Origin of the sequence: Duganella callida (assembly GCF_004614165.1) — a bacterium.
Lineage (GTDB): Bacteria > Pseudomonadota > Gammaproteobacteria > Burkholderiales > Burkholderiaceae_D > Rugamonas > Rugamonas callida.
In genome coordinates, this window is the sequence record NZ_SPVG01000030.1 from 25738 (window position 1) to 44425 (window position 18688).

Annotated in this window: 12 protein-coding genes; 9 read left to right on the forward strand and 3 right to left on the reverse strand. The window is 65.5% G+C overall.

What is annotated here, in order from left to right; all coding sequences use genetic code 11:
* The first annotated feature begins 29 nt into the window (after nucleotides 1-29).
* On the forward strand, nucleotides 30-470 hold the full coding sequence (locus tag E4L98_RS03305) for a YybH family protein (RefSeq protein ID WP_135200149.1): 441 nt from the start codon (nucleotides 30-32) through the stop codon (nucleotides 468-470).
* A 3-nt stretch (nucleotides 471-473) separates the two neighbouring features.
* Here E4L98_RS03305 and E4L98_RS03310 read toward each other — a convergent pair whose 3' ends face one another.
* The 3 genes from E4L98_RS03310 to E4L98_RS03320 are packed head-to-tail and all read right to left on the reverse strand — an operon-like array spanning nucleotide 474 to nucleotide 3880.
* Nucleotides 474-1139 (reverse strand): hypothetical protein, encoded by a 666-nt coding sequence (locus tag E4L98_RS03310; protein WP_135200150.1) that lies wholly within the window; start codon nucleotides 1137-1139, stop codon nucleotides 474-476.
* A 3-nt stretch (nucleotides 1140-1142) separates the two neighbouring features.
* Nucleotides 1143-2837: a single-stranded-DNA-specific exonuclease RecJ gene (gene recJ / locus E4L98_RS03315; RefSeq protein ID WP_135200151.1), complete on the reverse strand. Its 1695-nt coding sequence runs from the start codon at nucleotides 2835-2837 to the stop codon at nucleotides 1143-1145.
* Nucleotides 2834-3880 (reverse strand): hypothetical protein, encoded by a 1047-nt coding sequence (locus tag E4L98_RS03320; RefSeq protein WP_229257220.1) that lies wholly within the window; start codon nucleotides 3878-3880, stop codon nucleotides 2834-2836. The genes recJ and E4L98_RS03320 overlap by 4 nt, the downstream gene beginning before the upstream one ends.
* 229 nt (nucleotides 3881-4109) lie before the next feature.
* Here E4L98_RS03320 and E4L98_RS03325 point away from each other — a divergent pair, with 229 nt between their 5' ends.
* From E4L98_RS03325 to dcd, 8 genes are all read left to right on the forward strand, one after another.
* Nucleotides 4110-10964 carry an SdrD B-like domain-containing protein gene (locus tag E4L98_RS03325; RefSeq protein WP_135200152.1) on the forward strand — a complete coding sequence of 2285 codons (6855 nt, stop codon included), beginning with the start codon at nucleotides 4110-4112 and terminating at the stop codon, nucleotides 10962-10964.
* Between the two features lie 27 nt (nucleotides 10965-10991).
* Nucleotides 10992-11759 (forward strand): PEP-CTERM sorting domain-containing protein, encoded by a 768-nt coding sequence (locus E4L98_RS30500; RefSeq protein WP_135200153.1) that lies wholly within the window; start codon nucleotides 10992-10994, stop codon nucleotides 11757-11759.
* Between the two features lie 158 nt (nucleotides 11760-11917).
* Nucleotides 11918-13183: a lipoprotein-releasing ABC transporter permease subunit gene (locus E4L98_RS03335; protein WP_135200154.1), complete on the forward strand. Its 1266-nt coding sequence runs from the start codon at nucleotides 11918-11920 to the stop codon at nucleotides 13181-13183.
* A complete protein-coding gene (gene lolD, locus E4L98_RS03340) occupies nucleotides 13176-13877 on the forward strand; it encodes a lipoprotein-releasing ABC transporter ATP-binding protein LolD (protein WP_135200155.1) in 702 nt (233 codons plus the stop codon). The genes E4L98_RS03335 and lolD overlap by 8 nt, the downstream gene beginning before the upstream one ends.
* A gap of 3 nt (nucleotides 13878-13880) precedes the next feature.
* On the forward strand, nucleotides 13881-14672 hold the full coding sequence (locus tag E4L98_RS03345) for a TatD family hydrolase (protein WP_135200156.1): 792 nt from the start codon (nucleotides 13881-13883) through the stop codon (nucleotides 14670-14672).
* A gap of 93 nt (nucleotides 14673-14765) precedes the next feature.
* Nucleotides 14766-17174, forward strand: coding sequence for a DNA internalization-related competence protein ComEC/Rec2 (locus tag E4L98_RS03350; protein ID WP_135200157.1), 2409 nt, complete (start codon nucleotides 14766-14768; stop codon nucleotides 17172-17174).
* Between the two features lie 71 nt (nucleotides 17175-17245).
* Nucleotides 17246-18082 carry an alpha/beta fold hydrolase gene (locus E4L98_RS03355; RefSeq protein ID WP_135200158.1) on the forward strand — a complete coding sequence of 279 codons (837 nt, stop codon included), beginning with the start codon at nucleotides 17246-17248 and terminating at the stop codon, nucleotides 18080-18082.
* Nucleotides 18083-18119: 37 nt separating this feature from the next.
* Nucleotides 18120-18686 carry a dCTP deaminase gene (gene dcd, locus E4L98_RS03360; RefSeq protein ID WP_135200159.1) on the forward strand — a complete coding sequence of 189 codons (567 nt, stop codon included), beginning with the start codon at nucleotides 18120-18122 and terminating at the stop codon, nucleotides 18684-18686.
* The last annotated feature ends 2 nt before the right edge of the window (nucleotides 18687-18688 follow it).

Genomic DNA, 18688 nt, shown 5'->3' on the forward strand with positions numbered 1-18688 from the left:
CGGCTTGTCTAAAAAACAGGAGAATGACGATGAAATGGATGGCTTTGCCGCTGGCGGCGATGCTGGCGGCGGGCGCTCGGGCCGCGCCGGTGTTCAGCGGCATGCAGGAGGAAGTGGCCAACGTCGAGCGCGCTTTTGCCGCGACCATGAAGGCGCGTGACCATGCGGCGTTTGTCGGCTTTCTGTCCGAAGAAGCGATTTTCGAGGCCGGGAACCGGGCGCAACGGGGCAAGAAGGCGGTGGCGGATGCCTGGGCGCCGTATTTCACCAAGCCGGAACCGCCGTTTTCGTGGGAGCCGGACCAGGTGGAGGTGCTGGCCTCGGGCACTCTGGCCAAGACCTCCGGCCCCGTCTATGCGCCGGACGGCAAGCTGATCGCCCGCTTCAATTCGGTCTGGCGGCTGGAAGCGCCACACATCTGGCGCATTGTATTCGACGGCGGCAGCGAGGTCTGCGATTGTCGCAAGTGAACCTTACTGCTTGCGGTAGACGCCTTTGCCGCCTTGTTCCGGCCCCATCAGGAGCTCGTTGCCGCGTCGGGTCAGCACCAGGGTGTCGAACGGCGAGGGCAGCACGGTGTCGGGATTGGTCACGGTAAAGCCGGCCAGGCGTTGGGCCGCCTGCGCGGACGGCACGTCCAGCCACTGGATCGGCGCGGTCGAGCCCTTCATGCGCAGCCCCACGCGCCGCCATTGCTCGCCCGCCGGCATCTTGACCACGGTGTAGCCGTTGTGCGGACTGACGGCGCTCATGGTCTTGCCGCTGGCGGCGACGAACTGCACTTCCGCGTCCGGTATCGGCCCCAACGAAGGCAGGCTGAGCACGGCGGTCCAGGCGCCATCCTGCGCCGGATGCACATAACGATATTCCTGCTCCGTGAACAGGCGGAACCTGGGCACGCCCTGATGCGTATTGGTCAGGGTGACGTGCGCGCCATCGGCCGACCAGCTGCCGCTGGCGCTTTGTTCGAACATGCCGTTGGCGGCGATCCGCCATGTGAAGCGGCCGTCGGCGTTCAGCACCACCTCCGATGCCACGTCCGGCACGCCGCTCAGCACGTAATGCCCGGGCAGCTGACTGTTGTCGGCGGTGGCGGCGAGGGAGGTGAGCAAGGCAGTCAGCGCAAATAGTCGTTTCATCGATTAAGCTGGTTCGGCGTGCTCCACCAGCAGTTGAACTTTGGTGACGCCATTATATTCATTCGCGTCCAGGCGGAACGCCACCTTGGCGCGCTCGCCCAGCGCGTCGATGTGGCCGAACCAGATGGCGTCGTAGCGCGCGCCGTTTTTTTCCAGCAGCAGCTTGAGGTGGCGCTCCTTGAGGATGCGCTGGCTGACCACGCGGAATTCGTCGCAGAACACCGGCGGCGCGAAGCCCTGGCCCCAGACCTGGCCGTCCATCAGTTCGATGAAGGTGGTGGTGTAATAGGCGTCTTCCAGCGGGCCGTCGGTTTCGATCACGCGTTCCAGCTGTTGTTCGCTGAGCCAGGCGCGGCCGACTTCCTCGAATGCGGCGGCAAACGCGTCGAACGCTTCGGCGCGGATGGTCAGGCCCGCGGCCATGGCGTGGCCGCCGAACTTGTCGATCAGCGACGGCGCTTTTTTATACACCAGGTCCAGCGCGTCGCGCAGGTGGAAGCCCGGGATGGAGCGGCCCGAGCCCTTGATCCAGCCGTCGCTGCCGGGCGCGAAGGTGATGGTCGGGCGGTAGAATTTTTCCTTCAGGCGCGAGGCGACGATGCCGATCACACCCTGGTGCCAGCCGTCGTCGAAGACGCAGATGGTGCTGCGGCTGGCCGGCTCGAAGTCGTCCAGGTGCAGCATGGCCGTGTCCTGCATGTCGGCTTCGATCTCGCGGCGCTTGAGGTTGATGTCGTTGAGCTGCTGCGCCAGTTCCCAGGCGCGGTCCATGTCGTCGGTGATCAGGCACTCGATCCCCAGCGACATGTCTTCCAGCCGGCCGGCCGCGTTCAGGCGCGGGCCGAGCGCAAAGCCCAGGTCGAACGGATTGGCGTTGCGTGGATCGCGGCCGGCGACGCGGTACAGCGCCGCCACGCCGGCGTGCATGCGGCCGGCGCGCATGCGCTTCAGGCCCTGCGCCACCAGGATGCGGTTGTTGGCGTCCAGCTTGACCACGTCGGCCACCGTGCCCAGCGCCACCAGGTCGAGCAGGCTGTCCAGCTTGGGCTGGTTCTGGGCGTCGAACACGCCGCGCTTGCGCAGCTCGGCGCGCAGGGCCAGCAGCACGTAGAACATCACGCCGACGCCGGCGATGTGCTTGCTGGGGAAGCCGCATTCGGGCTGGTTCGGATTGACGATCACGCGCGCGGCCGGCAGGGTGGCGGCCGGCAGGTGGTGGTCGGTCACCACCACCTCGATACCGCGGCGGTTGGCCTCGGCCACGCCGTCGATGCTGGCGATGCCGTTGTCGACGGTGATGATGACGTCCGGCTGCTTTTCGCGCGCGGTCAGGGCGACGATTTCTGGCGTCAGGCCGTAGCCGTACTCGAAGCGGTTGGGCACGATGAAATCGATGTTGGCGCCCATGGCGCGCAGGCCGCGCAGGGCGACGGCGCAGGCGGTGGCGCCGTCGCAGTCGTAGTCGGCGACGATCACCATGCGCTTGCCGGCGGCGATGGAATCGGCCAGGAACACGGCGGCGGCGTCGATGTGCAGCAGGCCGGCCGGCGGAATCATGGCCGCCAGTTCGCTGGCAAGTTCCTTGACGTCGGTCAGGCCGCGCGCCGCGTACAGGCGCGCCAGCACGGGATGGACGCCGTTCTGGCGCAGCATTTCGGATTCGCGGAACGGGCAGGGACGGGTGGCGATGCGGGTCATGATTGCTTCAACAGGGAATTCAGGTTCGGCTTGCGCCAGAATTTCAGCTGCCCCAGCCGGCTGGCGTGGACCGTGGTGCAGCCGTGGCGGTGGCTGAGCAGCAGCGTCAGGCCGCCGATGCGGCCATCCTTCAGCGCCGCCAGCAGCGGCGCCAGCCATTGCTGGTCGATGCGCTGCATATGGGCCAGCCAGTCGGCCCAGTCGCCGGTCTGGGCCGACGGAATCAGGTCGGCCACCATGGCGGGGCCGGGCGAGGCGATCAGTTGCGCCGCGTCGGCCTGCCCCGGCGCTGCCAGGGGCTGCATCCAGGCCGGGCCGCCGGCGATGGCGACGCGGCCGTTCGTCGCTGACGGGACCGGGCCGGCGCCGCCCCACAGCCACAGCGAATTCACCGCCGTCAGTCCGCGCGCCTGACGCGCCTCGATCAGCGGGTGTTCGTGCCATAACATCTGGATTTCATTTTGCAGCTTGCGGAAATCGCGCGCGTGCGGGCCTTCCGGCAACCAGTCGTTCAGGCTCTGGGTGGTGGTGGCGTCGGGGGAGGCTGTGTTCAGATCGTTCCAGGCGTCGGCCCGCATGAACCACAGGCCTGGTGCGCCGTGCAGCAGCGGCAGGCCGATGTCGTCGAAATACGGACGCGCGAGATCGTACAGCGCGCGCGATTCCTGTTCGCTCAGCTGCAGGGAGCGCATGTCCGTCAGCAGCATGTGAGTGCGCGAAATCTGGATGTGCGCCGGCTGCAGGATGAACCAGTGGCCTTGCGCCGCCTGTGCCTCCAGGCCGCAGCCGCGCATGACGGCAGTGGCGATCGGCGCGCCCTGCGCGGGGTGCGTGCTCAGGCCCAATTTCCACGCCAGCCAGGCTTCGTGCGGCAGCACCCGGCTATCGTTATCAAAAGGGTAATATTGAAGATCGCTGCGGGCCAGCAACGTGGCCAGGGCCGGGGTTTGCATCACACGCAACAAGTCGGTGGCCATTTCCGGCGGCGGCAGGGAAAACGGTAAAGCGAGGGTGATTTCAGTCATGCCGAGATTGTAGGTCATCGCCGGCATCAGCAGAAGAATTCTTTATCGCAACAATAATTACCTAAAAACCACAAACCTGTAAAATTTTCAATGAATCCAAGAAAATTCTTGCTATAATTGCGGCAACAAACATGTTTCAACGGCATCACCCTTTTCTCGTGATGACCCGCAGCAACCGACACCTGCCTACCCAGTCCCCCGTAGCAGCCGTGCTGGACCCATCCCAAGAACGAAATTAAGGCCCTACATGAGCTCGATCAACCTTGCTACCAGTATTCATATCGATGAAGATACTAATGGTAATTTTGAAATCCGCGATATCCTCGCCGCAGCCGGCTATAACAGCGCCAATGTCCTGAAAATCAGCACTATGTCGGTGGTGCTGCCCGATGGCACCATCGCCACCAAGAACACGCCGCTGTTCGGCAAGGTCGATGCGGACACGATTTACGTCCATCCGGGCGACTGGGCCAAGGATTACAATGGCAAGTTCGCCACCTTCGAGTTCGTGCTGGACCAGGGCACGTCCACCAATTCCATCACGCTGAGCCTGACCGTGATCGTCGATCCGGTCAACGATGCGCCGTCGGCGGCCGACAAGACCTTCAGCCTGAGCAATGGCGCGCCGGTGGTGCTGGCGCAGAGCGATTTCGGCTTTGTCGACCCGGTCGAACATGACGGCTTCAAGTCGGTGATCATCACCTCGCTGCCGAGCGCCGGCAAGCTGACCCTGAACGGCGCCGCTGTGGCCGTGGGCACGGAAATTTCGGCCGACGACATCGCCGCCGGCAAGCTGGCCTTCGAGCCGAACCAGACCACGTCGGGCAGCTTCGATGTCGGCTTCAAGGTGCGCGACACCGGCGGCCTGGTCGGCACCGGCGCGGCCGACACCAGCGTCAGCCCGAACTACCTGACCTTCAAGGTGCCGCCGGCGCACATCGGCGATTTCGTCTGGGAAGACAGCAACGGCAACGGCGTGCAGGATGCGGGCGAAGCTGGCCTGGCCAACGTCACCGTGCAGCTGAAGGACGCCAGTGGCGCCGTGGTCGCCACCACCACCACGGATGCCTCGGGACAATATCACTTCGACGTCAACGCCGGCACCTATTCGGTGACCGTCAAAGCGCCGGCCGGCTACGTCTCGACCCAGCAGGGCCAGGGCGGCAATAGCGCGGCCGACAGCGATATCGACGCCAACGGCAGCACTGCGCCGATTGCGCTGACGCCAGGCGAGACCAACAACAAGGCTGATGCCGGCCTGTACCGTCCCGTGTCGCTGGGCGATACCGTCTGGTACGACACGAACCGCAACGGCGTGCAGGACGCGGGTGAAGCGGGCGTGGCCGGCGTCAAGGTCACGCTGCTGGACGCCAACGGTAACGCGGTCGCCGGCGCCTCCACCGATGCCAGCGGCCACTACCAGTTCAGCAACCTCAAGCCGGGCACCTACAGCGTGCAGTTCGACAAGACCACGCTGCCGGCGGGCTATCTGTTCACCTCCCAGGGCCAGGGCGGCGATGCCGCCAAAGATTCCGACGCCAACGTCGATACCGGCGCCACCGGCCAGGTCACACTGACGTCGGGCGGCAGCACCCAGCACCTGGATGCCGGCATCGTCATCCAGCAGGCCAGCGTGGGCGATCGCGTGTGGGAAGACAGCAATGGCAACGGCGTGCAGGACGCCGGCGAACAGGGCATGGATGGCGTGACGGTCTCGCTGAAGGACAGCAGCGGCAAAGTGGTTGCCAGCACCACTACCCATGACGGCGGCCAGTACGGCTTCACCGTCGATCCCGGCACTTATTCGGTGTCGGTCAGCGCGCCGAAAGGCTATGTGGCTGTGACCGCGGGCCAGGGCGGCAATGGCGCTGCCGACAGCGACGTCGACGCCGGCGGCAACAGCGCCAACATCACGCTGACTCCGGGCCAGGTGAAGACCGACGTCGATGCCGGCTTCTACCGTCCAGTCTCGCTGGGCGACAAAGTCTGGTTCGACAGCAACCGCGACGGCGTGCAGGATGCGGGCGAAGCCGGCGTGGCCGGCGTCAAGGTCGTGCTGCTGGATGCCAGCGGCAACCCGACCGGCGCCACCGCCACCACCGACGCCAACGGCAATTACAGCTTCACCAATCTGAAGCCGGGCACCTACAGCGTGCAGTTCGACAAGGCCACCTTGCCGGCCGATTACTACTTCACCACCAGCGGCCAGGGCAGCAGCGCCAACGCCGACGGCAAGAGCGGCCAGCTCACCCTGAATTCGGGCGACAGCAATATGGACCTGGATGCCGGCATCGTCATCAAGCAGGCCACCGTGGGCGACCGCGTGTGGGAAGACAGCAACGGCAACGGCGTGCAGGACGCCGGCGAGCAGGGCATGGATGGCGTGACCGTCTCGCTGAAGGACGGCAGCGGCAAAGTGGTCGGCACCACCACCACCCATGACGGGGGCCAGTACAGCTTTACCGTCGATCCGGGCACCTATTCGGTCTCGGTCAGCGCGCCGAAAGGCTATGTGGCCGTGGCCGCCGGCCAGGGGGCCAATACCGCGCTCGACAGCGATGTCGATGCGGGCGGCAACAGCGCCGCCATGAATCTGGCCGCCGGCCAGGTCAAAACCGATGTTGACGCCGGCTTCTACCGGCCAGTCTCGCTGGGCGACAAGGTCTGGTTCGACAGCAACCGCAACGGCGTGCAGGACAGCGGCGAAGCCGGTGTGGCCGGCGTCAAGGTCGTGCTGCTGGACGCCAGCGGCAATCCGACCGGCGCCACCGCCACCACCGACGCCAACGGCAACTACAGCTTCACCAACCTGAAGCCGGGCGTTTACAGCGTGCAATTCGACAAGGCTACGCTGCCGGCCGACTACTATTTCACCACCAGCGGCCACGGCAGCAGCGCCAACGCCGACGGCAAGAGCGGCGCCGTCACCCTGAATTCGGGGGACAGCAACATGGATCTGGACGCCGGCATCGTCGTCAACCAGGCCAGCGTCGGCAACCGTGTGTGGGAAGACAGCAACGGCAACGGCGTGCAGGATGCGGGCGAGCAGGGCGTCGATGGCGCCACCGTGTCGCTCAAGGACGCCGCCGGCAACGTCATCGCCACCACCGTCACCCATGACGGCGGCCAGTACGGCTTCACCGTCGATCCGGGCACCTATACCGTGTCGGTGGCCGCGCCCGCGGGCTATGTGTTCACCGGCGCCGGCAAGGGCGGCAATGGCGCGCTGGACAGCGATGTCAACGCCAGCGGCGATGTCAGCGTCAAGCTGAGCGCGGGCCAGAATAACCAGGATATCGATGCCGGCGTCTACCGCCCGGCCTCGCTGAGCCAGGTCGTGTGGTTCGACGCCGACCGTGACGGCCGCCTGGACAATGGCGAAACCGGCGCCGCCGGCGTCAGGGTGACCCTGCTGGATGCCGACGGCAAGCCGGTCGGCGCCGCCGCCACCACCGATGCCGATGGCCACTACCAGTTCAGCAACCTGGCGCCGGGCAAATACAGCGTGCAGTTCGACAAGAGCAGCTTGCCGGTCGGCTACAACTTCACCACCGCCACCCAGGGCGGTCCCGGCAGCGGCGGTTCCGACGCCGACACCGGCAGCGGCAAGACCAGCCAGGTCACGCTGACCTCCGGCCAGGACCTGACCGTGCGCGCCGGCCTGGTGGTGCAGCAGGCCACCGTGGGCGACCGCGTGTGGGAAGACAGCAACGGCAATGGCGTGCAGGATGCGGGCGAAGCCGGCATCGTCGGCGTCAAGGTCGATTTGAAGGATGAGAGCGGTAAAGTGGTGCAGACCACCACCACCGGCGCCGACGGCAAGTACAGCTTCACCATCGATCCTGGCAAGTATTCGATTTCGGTGACCGCGCCGACCGGCATGACCGCCACCGGCCAGCACGCCGGCGCGGACGGCGTCGACAGCGACATCAATGCCGACGGTCAGAGCGACCTGATTACCCTGAGCGCCGGCCAGACCAACGGCAATGTGGACGCCGGCTTCTACAAAGCCGCCACCCTCGGCGACAAGGTCTGGTTGGACAGCAACAAGAACGGCATCCAGGATGCTGGCGAGACCGGCGTGGCCAACGTCAAGGTGATCCTGCTGGACGCCAGCGGCAAGCCGACCGGCGACGTCGCCACCACCGACACCAACGGCAACTACAGCTTCACCAACCTGAAGCCGGGCACCTACAGCGTGCAGTTCGACAAGGACAGCCTGCCGGCCAACTACGTCTTCACCAAGGCCGGCCAGGGCGCCGACGCCGCGCTGGATTCGAATGCGGACGTCACCACCGGCAAGACTGCACAAGTCACGCTGACCTCGGGCGCCGTGGTCAAGACGCTGGACGCGGGCATCGTCGCGCTGCCGGCCAAGCTGGGCGACGTGGTGTTCGAAGACAAGAACGGCAACGGCGTACAGGATGCGGGCGAAGCCGGCATCGCCAACGTCAGCGTGTCGCTGAAGGACAGCAACGGCAAGGTGGTGCAGACCACCACCACGGACGCGGCCGGCAAGTACACCTTCACCGCCGATCCGGGCAGCTACACGGTCTCGGTCACCGCGCCGAAGGACTACTACTTCACCAAGCAGAACGCCGGCACCGACAGCACCATCGACAGCGATTTCAGCGACAAGGGCCAGAGCGGCACCATCACGCTCAAAGCCGGCGAAACCAACACCACCATCGATGCCGGCCTGTACAAACTGGGCGCCATCGGCGACAAGGTCTGGCTGGACAGCAACAAGAACGGCATCCAGGACAAGGACGAGTGCGGCGTCTGCGGCGTGAAAGTCACGCTGCTAGATGCGGACGGCAAGCAGGTCGGCGCCAGCGTCATCACCGACGCCAACGGCAACTATCAGTTCAGCAATCTCAAGCCGGGCACCTATACCGTGGTGTTCGACAAGTCCTCGCTGCCGGAAGGCATGGCCTTCACCGCCGCCAACCAGGGCAGCAACGATGCCGTCGATTCGGATGTCAACGCCAACGGCGTGTCGCACACGATCACCCTGACCTCGGGCCAGGTGGACAAGAGTGTGGACGCCGGCGTGGTGGCGGCCGCCACCATCGGCGACCGCGTCTGGATCGACAAGAACGGCAACGGCATCCAGGACGATGGCGAAGCGGGCAAGGCCGGCGTCACGGTCGAACTGCGCGACGCCGGCGGCAACGTGGTCAAGACCACCACCACCGACAGCAACGGCAACTACAAGTTCTCGGTCGAAGCCGGCACGTACTCGGTCGACATCAAGGCACCGAGCGGCTACCTGACCACCACCCAGGGCGCCGGCAGCAACAGCGCGGTCGACAGCAATGCGGACGCCAAGGGCAACCTGGGCAGCGTCACCGTGACCGCCGGCCAGACCGTCAGCCATATGGACGCGGGCCTGTATCAGAAAGGCGAAATCGGCGACAAGGTCTGGTATGACAGCAACGGCGACGGCATCCAGCAGAACAATGAACTGGGCGCCAAGGGCGTCAAGGTCACGCTGCTCAACGAAAAGGGCATGGCGATCGCCACCGATGTGACCGACGCCAGCGGCGTGTATTCGTTCACCGACCTGGCGCCGGGCAAATATTCGGTCAAGTTCGATGCGCCGGACGGCTACCTGTTCACCAAGCAGAACCAGGGCAGCAACAGCGCCGTCGATTCCGATGTCGACGCCAACGGCCTGACTGCCCAGTTCACGCTGAGCTCCGGCCAGGTGGACAAGACCCATGACGCCGGCCTGGTGAAAACCGGCAGCATCGGCGACAAGGTGTGGGAAGACCTGAACTACAACGGCATCCAGGACAGCGGCGAGAAGGGCGTGGACGGCGTCACCGTCAAGCTGTACGACGCCAATACCGGCAAGGTGCTGGGCACCACCGTCACCCACGACGGCGGCCAGTACCTGTTCGACGACCTGGCGGCCGGCAGCTACAAGGTGGAAGTGCTGACCAGCAGCGGCTGGTACTTCACCAAGTCCGGCCAGGGCAACGACAGCAACGATTCCGACATCACCACGGTGAGCGGTAGCAGCGGCAAGACCGGCGCCATCACCCTGGGCGTGGGCCAGAACATCACCACCGAGGACGCCGGCATCTACCGCAAGGCCAGCATCGGCGACAAGGTCTGGCGCGACGCCAACCACAACGGCGTGCAGGACACGGGCGAAGAGGGTATCGCCGGCATCAGCGTGTCGCTGTTCGACGCGGTGACCGGCAAGCAGCTGGGTTCGACCATCAAGACCGACGCCAACGGCAACTACAAGTTCGGCGATCTGACTCCGGGCAGCTACTACCTGCAGTTCGACAAGACCGACGTGAAAGCCTATTTCGCCTCGGACAAGGCGACCTACAACATGAACACCTGGAAGTGGGGCGTGAAGAACTACGGCAGCAACGACCAGATCGATTCGGACGTACAGGGCGACGGCAAATCGCTGGTCAACGTCACCAAGACCGACACCATCATACTGACCTCGGGCAAGAACGACATGAGCTGGGACGCGTCGATCACCCCGATCGCGATCGACCTGAACGGCGACGGCATCCACACCATCGCCCGCCAGGACATGACCGGCAGCTTCGACCTGCTGGGCACCGGCAAGGCGATCCAGTCGGGCTGGCTGTCGAAAGGCGACGGCTTCCTGGCCATCGACAAGAACGGCAACGGCCAGATCGACGACATCAGCGAACTGTTCGGCGGCGCCAGCAAGGGTTCCGGCTTTGCCAAGCTGTCGAGCTTCGACAGCAACCATGACGGTCTGGTCGATGCCAGCGACGCCGACTTCGCCAGCCTGCTGATCTGGCAGGACGCTAACAGCAACGGCAACACCGACGCGGGCGAACTGATCACGCTGAAACAGGCCGGCATCGTCAGCCTGAAGGTGGCGTCCACGGAACTGCCGTTCCTGGACGAGAACAACAACCTGCACCTGGAGCGCAGCAGCGTCACGCTGAGCAACGGCAAGAACGCCGACATGACCGACGTGTACTTTAACGTCGCCGCGTCGGATGCGGCGGCGGCCGGCATCACCACGCCGACCATCGCCGACCTGATGCAGGACGGCGCAGTCCAACTGGTGGGCCAGAGCCCGGTAGCACACGCTTAATCTAATTTATCGAGAAGAGAAAACATCATGCAAATCAAAACCGCACTGAAAGCCGCCACCATTGCCGCCACCCTGGCATTCGCCAGCACCGGCCACGCCGCCATCAATTACAGCAATGCCGCCGCCGGCATGGTGCTGGACGGCGAAGGCAGCATGCTGAACCCGATCGCGCCTGGCGTTGGCGTGATGGGCGTGGAAGTGTACGACCTGACCGGCACCACGCTGGGCGCCGACATCCTGGCCTTCTGCATCCAGCCGACGGTGGCGCAATTGAGCGGCACCGTCTACAGCCAAAGCAGCTTCGCCCAGGGCAGCGCCAGCCTGGCCGCGCTGAACACCAGCACGTACAGCGACCGCGATTACAAGGTGAAGGCCCTGTTCGAAAGCCAGTACAAAAACCTGAGCACCGGCAACGCCGACACCGACACGCAGTCGCGTCTGGCGTTCCAGCTGGCGCTGTGGGACATCGTGGCCGATGACGGCAAGTACAATACCGGCCTGCAAAGCTTCAGCGGCGACGCCCTGGGCCTCTACGGCGACAATGGCGACACCTTCGCCGTGACCCAGGCGGAAGACATGCTGAAGGCGGTCGACCAGTACGGTCCGTTGAAGAACCTGTACAACTACACCAGCTTCAACGGTGTAGCCAATGGCCAGGCATCGCAGCAGCTGCTGAGCGTGACGGCGGTCGCCGCCGTGCCGGAAGCCGACACCTGGGCCATGCTGGCCGTCGGTCTGGGCCTGCTGGGTCTGACCGCGCGCCGCAAGTCGCGCAGCGAGAAATTCGAGGCTTGATGCGTTTTTAAGCGCGGTTTAAGTCCGTTTTTGGTGGACAGAGGCGCCCCGGCCAGCAGTTTGCTGCCCGGGGCGCCGTTTTTGGTTCGGTGTTTCACCCATGAAATCCTAATTGTGTGGCACACTTCGGGCTGTCCAAGTGAACCATCCCGGAGTCCATGAGCATTCTGCAGAATTTGCCGTTCGAATGGCGGGTCGGCCTGCGCTACACGCGCGCCGGCAAACGCAGCGGGCGGAATAGTTTTATATCGTTTATCTCGCTGATCTCCATGGCCGGCATCGGCCTGGGCGTGGCGGCGCTGATCGTGGTGCTGTCGGTGATGAACGGCTTTCAGAAGGAAGTGACCGACCGCATGCTGTCGGTGCTGGCCCATGTCGAAATCTTCGACACGCGCGGCGCCATGCCGGACTGGCAGGCCGAAGCCGCCGCGGCGCGCAAGAATCCGGCCGTCATCGGCACCGCGCCGTTTGCCGAAACCCAGGGCATGCTGGTGCGCGACGACGTGCTGCGGCCGGCGGTGGTGCGCGGCGTGCTGCCCGACGTCGAACCGCAGGTGTCCGACGTCATCAAACAGACCAAACGCGGCAGCTTCAATGCGCTGCAGCCGGGCGCGTACAATATCGTACTGGGCATCGAACTGGCGCGCGCGCTGCGCGTGAACCTGGGCGAAAAGGTGACGCTGGCGCTGGCCCAGGGCCAGCCGACACCGGCCGGCGTGCTGCCGCGCGTACGCAGCTTCACCGTGGTCGGCATCTTCGAGGCGGGGCACAACGAATTCGATTCCTCGTTGGCGTTCGTGCATCTGACCGATGCCGAAAAGCTGCTGCGCATCGATGCGCCGGCCGGCCTGCGTTTGCGCCTGCAGGACATGCACCGCGCGCCGCAGGTGGCCGAAGAATTGAAGGCGTCGATGCCGGGCCAGTTGTTCGTGCGCGACTGGTCCAAGCTGAACGCCAACTGGTTCGCCGCAGTGCAGACCGAGAAGCGCATGATGTTCATCATCCTGACGCTGATCATTGCCGTGGCGGCGTTCAACCTGGTGTCGACGCTGGTGATGACGGTGACCGACAAACAGGCCGACATCGCCATCCTGCGTACGCTGGGCGCCTCGCCGCGCTCGGTCATGAAAATCTTCGTGATCCAGGGCGCGCTGGTCGGCATCCTCGGCACCGCGCTGGGCGTGGCCGGCGGCGTGCTGGTGGCGCTGAACATCGACGTCATCGTTCCATTTATCGAGCATTTATTGGGAGTGCAGTTCTTGTCCAAGGATATCTACTACATCAGCACCGTACCGTCCGACATGCGTTGGCCGGACGTCTTCAAGATCGGCGGCGTGGCCGTGGTGCTGGCCTTCGTCGCCACCCTGTACCCGAGCTGGTGGGCGGCACGGGTAAAACCCGCGGAGGCGCTGCGCTATGAATGAACCGGTCGTTTTATCCTGCCGTAACCTGGGCAAGACCTTCACCCAGGGTTCGTATTCGGTACAGGTGCTGGCCGGGATCGACCTCGATGTGCGGCGCGGCGAGCGCGTGGCCATCGTCGGCGCCTCCGGCTCGGGCAAATCGACGCTGCTGCATCTGCTGGGCGGGCTCGATACGCCGACCAAGGGCAGCGTCACCCTGCAGGGCAAGGACTTCGCCAGCCTGAGCGAGACCGCGCGCGGCGACCTGCGCAACACCTCGCTGGGCTTCGTCTACCAGTTCCACCACCTGCTGCCGGAATTCAGTGCGCTCGACAACGTCGCCATGCCGTTGATGATACGCCGCGTGAAGCGCGCCGAAGCCGAATCGGCGGCGCAGCAGATCCTGGCGCGCGTCAACCTGGCCAAACGCGTGACGCACGTGCCGGGCGAACTGTCGGGCGGCGAACGGCAGCGCGTGGCGCTGGCGCGCGCGCTGGTCACGCAGCCGGCGTGCGTGCTGGCCGACGAGCCGACCGGCAACCTCGATCACGCCACCGCGCAGCAGATCTTCGACCTGATGCTGGAGTTGTCGCGCACCCTGGGCACCGCGTTCGTCATCGTCACCCACGACATCGAACTGGCGCGCCGCTGCGACCGCGTGCTGCGCATGACCGACCAGGGCCTGCAACCGGACCCGCAACCGGCCACGGTATAGGCCATGTGGATCGACACCCACTGCCATCTCGACGCGCACGAATTCGGCGCCGAATCGGCGGCGCAGGCCGCGCTGGCGCGCGCGGAGGGCGTGGGCATGATCGTGATCCCGGCCGTTGAGCGGGCCAACTTCGGCATCGTCGCCGACCTGGCCGCCTCCGTGGACAATGCCTGCTACGCGCTGGGCATCCATCCCATCTACGTACCGCACGCGGTCGAAGACGATTTGCGCTTGCTGCGCGAGCAGGTGCAAGCCGCCTTGAAGGACAAGCGCTTCGTGGCGCTGGGCGAGATCGGCCTGGATTTCTTCATCCCCATGCTGACCGAAGCGGCAATGCGCGAGAAGCAGATTTACTACTTCCGCGAACAGCTGAAGATCGCCCGCGACTTCGAGCTGCCGGTGCTGATGCACGTGCGCCGCTCGCAGGACGTGGTGCTCAAGCACGTGCGCCAGATCCGGCCGGCGGGCGGCATCGCCCACGCCTTCAACGGCAGCGAGCAGCAGGCGCGCGGCTACATCGACCTCGGATTCAAGCTCGGATTCGGCGGCGCCATGACCTTCACGCGCGCGCTACAGATACGCCGGCTGGCGGCCGAACTGCCGCTGGACGCGATCGTACTGGAGACCGACGCCCCCGACATCGCGCCGGCCTGGATCCATCCCGGCCGCAACAGCCCCGACCAGATTCCGCGCATCGGCGCCGTGCTGGCCGAACTGCGCGGCATCGGCATCGATCAGATAGAAAACGCCACCACCGCCAACGCCCACGCGGCCTTGCCGCGCCTGCCCACCTGATTGCACCGCTGGCTGATCTGTATCAAACGACGGCGGGATCGTCCGGTACGCCGCCGTGGCTGTGTGCATAGTATCGCGGAAGGAGGCGATGCGATGCGGATGGCGATCTTGGGCTTTGCTGCGGGCGCGGCGTTCCTGCAGATGCAGGCGGCGTTGCCGGAGCTGCGCTGGTGCTTCGCCGCCGCAGTGGCGCCAGTGGTGCTGGCACTGTCGCGGCGGCTGCCGGGCTGGTGGCGTGACGGCTGCGCGCTGGCGGCGGGCGTGATCGGCGGCTTTTTCTGGGCCGCCTGGCTGGCGCACGTCGCGTTGGCGCCAGAGCTTGCGGCCGCTGACGAGGGCCGCGATATCCGCCTGGTGGGCGTCGTCGCGAGTCTGCCTTACCGGTTTTCGCAAGGTGTGCGCTTTAATTTCGCGGTCGAGCAGGCCGCCGGCGCGCGGGTGCCGCCCAGGATTGCGCTGGCATGGTATTCGGGCTATCGCGATCAGGTCGGCGAGGTGCCGGATATCCAGCCGGGGGAGCGCTGGCAGTTGACGGTGCGTCTGCAGCGCCCGCACGGCAATGCGAATCCATACTGCTTCGATTACGAAGCCTGGCTGCTGGAGCAGGATCTGCGCGCCACCGGTTATGTGCGCGCCGCGCGCGACAACCGGCGGGTCGACAGGTTTGTTGTCGGCTTCGGCAACCTGGTGGAGCGCGGCCGCGCGGCGCTGCGGGCCAGAATACTGGCGGCGCTGCCGGATCAACCCTATGCCGGCGTGATCGTGGCGCTGGTGGTCGGCGATCAGCGCGGCATCGATCAGGCCGACTGGCAGGTGTTCAACCGCACCGGCATCGGTCATCTGATTTCCATCTCCGGCCTGCATATCACGATGGTGGCGGGACTGTTTGCGTGGGCCGCTTTCACGTTGTGGCGCAAGTCCTTCTTCACGCGCGCGCAACTGCCCCTGCTGCTGCCGGCGCAGAAGGTGGCGGCGCTGGCCGGCGCCGCCGTGGCGCTGTTTTATGTGCTGCTGGCCGGCTTCGGCGTACCCGCACAACGCACCTTGTACATGCTGGCGGTGGTCGCCGCCGCGCTGTGGTGCAACCGCCTGACCAGCGTATCGCATGTGTTGTGCACTGCGCTGGGCGCGGTGCTGCTGCTCGATCCCTGGGCCGTGCTGTGGCCGGGGTTCTGGTTGTCGTTCGGGGCGGTGGCGCTGATCCTGTACGCGACGGTGGGGCGGACGGCCGCACGTCCCGCCCGTCCGGCGCCCGGTGTGGCGCCGACGGCGCTGTCGTCGTGGCGGAAACTGGGGCAGGCCTTGCGTGTCGGCGCGCAGACGCAATATGTCGTCACCTGCGGTCTGGTACCGCTGACGATGCTGCTGTTCGGCCAGGTGTCGGTGGTCAGTCCGCTGGCGAATGCCGTCGCAATTCCGCTCGTCAGCCTGGTGGTGACGCCACTGGCGTTGGCCGGCAGCCTGCTGCCGCAGCCGCTGGCGGTGCTGGCGCTGGGCGCGGCGCACCTGCTGGTGGCGTGGCTGGCGGCCTGCCTGCAGTGGTTCAGCGTCCTGCGTTATGCCGTCTGGAGTGCGCCGGTGCCGCCGTTCTGGCTGTTCTGCTGGGCGATGGCCGGCACGCTCTGGCTGCTGGCGCCGCGCGGTTGGCCGGTGCGCTGGCTGGGCCTGGCGGCGTGGATACCGCTGCTGGCCGCCGAACCGTCCCACCCGCCGCCGGGTCGCATGACCGTCACCGCTTTCGATGTGGGGCAGGGCATGGCGCTGCTGATCGAGACCAGCAACCACCGCCTGCTGTACGACACCGGCCCTGCCTACAGCGCCGAGTCGAATGCAGGCAACCGCGTGATCGTGCCGTATCTGCGCGGCCGCGGCATCCGTGCGCTGGATGGCATGATCGTTTCGCACAGCGATACCGATCATGCGGGCGGCGCGCTGGCGGTGCTGGACAGCGTGCCCGCCGGCTGGGTGCTGTCCTCGCTGCCGGCCGGCCACGCCATCGTGCGGGCCGCGCGCCAGCATGTCGCCTGCGCCGCCGGTCAGCGCTGGGACTGGGACGGCGTGACGTTCGAGATCCTGCATCCGGCCGCCGCCAGCTATGCCGACGCCACCCTCAAGCCCAACGCGCGCGGCTGCACGCTGAAGATCAGCGCCGGCGGCCGGGCCATGCTGCTGCCCGGCGATATCGAGGCCGGGCAGGAGGCGGCGCTGCTGGCGCGCGATCCGGCGCGGTTGCGCGCGGACGTGCTGCTGGCGCCCCATCACGGCAGCGGCACCAGTTCCACGCCGGCGTTTCTGCAGGCGGTCGGACCGCGGGCGGCGCTGTTTCAGGTCGGCCACCGCAACCGCTATCATCATCCCAAGCCGGAAGTGTATGCGCGCTACGGCGCGCTGCACATCCAGCGCTACCGCACCGACCAGGACGGCGCCATCACAGTCGAGTTCGCCGACACGGTCCGCATCACCAGCTACCGTCGCGCCCAGGCACGCTATTGGCGAAATTAGAGCGTTTCCACCAGCCGTGCGCGGCTACTGCCATTACAATGGGGCGAAAATAATCACAGGGGAGACTGCCAGTGAGCAAGCCCAAGCTGCATTTCGCCCACGCCAACAGCTATCCGGCCGGGGTCTACCGGCAGTTTTTCGCGCTGCTGGGCGAGAATTTCGAGATCCAGGCGCTCGACATGCACGCCCACAATCCGCGTTATCCGGTCACCGACTGCTGGCCTGCGCTGGTCGACGAATATATTGCCGAGCTGAGCGCGCGCTATACCGAGCCGGTGATCCTGGTCGGCCACTCGCTGGGCGGCATGCTGAGCCTGATGGTGGCGCAGCAGCGTCCCGACCTGGTGCGCTGCGTGGTGATGCTGGATGCGCCCGTGGTGGGCGGCTGGCGCGCGCTGGCCTGGCATCTGATCAAGCGCTTCGGCCGCGCCTACAAGGTGCCGCCCGCCAAGTTCTCCATCCGCCGTCGTAACGTCTGGCCCAGCGCCCACGCGGCGTACACGCATTTCGCCGCCAAGGATTTGTTCGCGGCCTGGGCGCCGGGCGTGCTGGCCGATTACATCGATTGCGGCCTGAAACCGCATGCCGAGGGCGTTCAGCTGCGCTACACGCGTGAAATCGAAACGGCGGTCTACGCGACGTTGCCGCATCACCTGCCCAAGCTGCTGCGCAATGGCTATCCGCGGCCGATCGGCTTCATCGGCGGCGACAATTCGTGGGAAACCAGCCAGTCCGGCCATGCACACACCAAGGCGCTGGTCGGGCCGCATTTCCGCATCATCCCCGGCGGCCATCTGTTCCCGATGGAGAATCCGGCCGCCGCCGCCCAGGCGACCACGCGGATGATCGCCGACCTGCTCGACGGTCAAGCCGGTAAAAAGGTTCTTAAAAACGAGGCTTTAGCGTAAAATCGCGGGCATTGTAAACCTTGAGGATGGCCTTGCGATGACGATAAAAAGCGACAAATGGATACGCCGTATGGCGGAAGAACACGGAATGATCGAGCCGTTCTTCCCCGACCAGATACGCCAGGAAGATGGCCGCAAGGTGATTTCCTACGGTACCTCGTCGTACGGTTACGATATCCGCTGCGCCGACGAGTTCAAGGTCTTCACCAACATCAACAGCACCATCGTCGACCCGAAGAATTTCGATTCCAATTCCTTCGTCGACGTGAAGAGCGATGTCTGCATCATCCCGCCGAATTCGTTCGCGCTGGCGCGCACCATGGAATATTTCCGCATTCCGCGCAGCGTGCTGACGGTTTGCCTGGGCAAGTCGACCTACGCGCGCTGCGGCATCATTGTCAATGTCACGCCGTTCGAGCCGGAATGGGAAGGTTATGTGACGCTGGAGTTTTCCAACACCACGCCGCTGCCGGCCAAGATCTACGCCGGCGAGGGCTGCGCCCAGGTGCTGTTCTTCGAGAGCGACGAAGTCTGCGACGTGTCCTACAAGGACCGCAACGGCAAATACCAGGGCCAGCACGGCGTGACCCTGCCGAAAGCGTAATC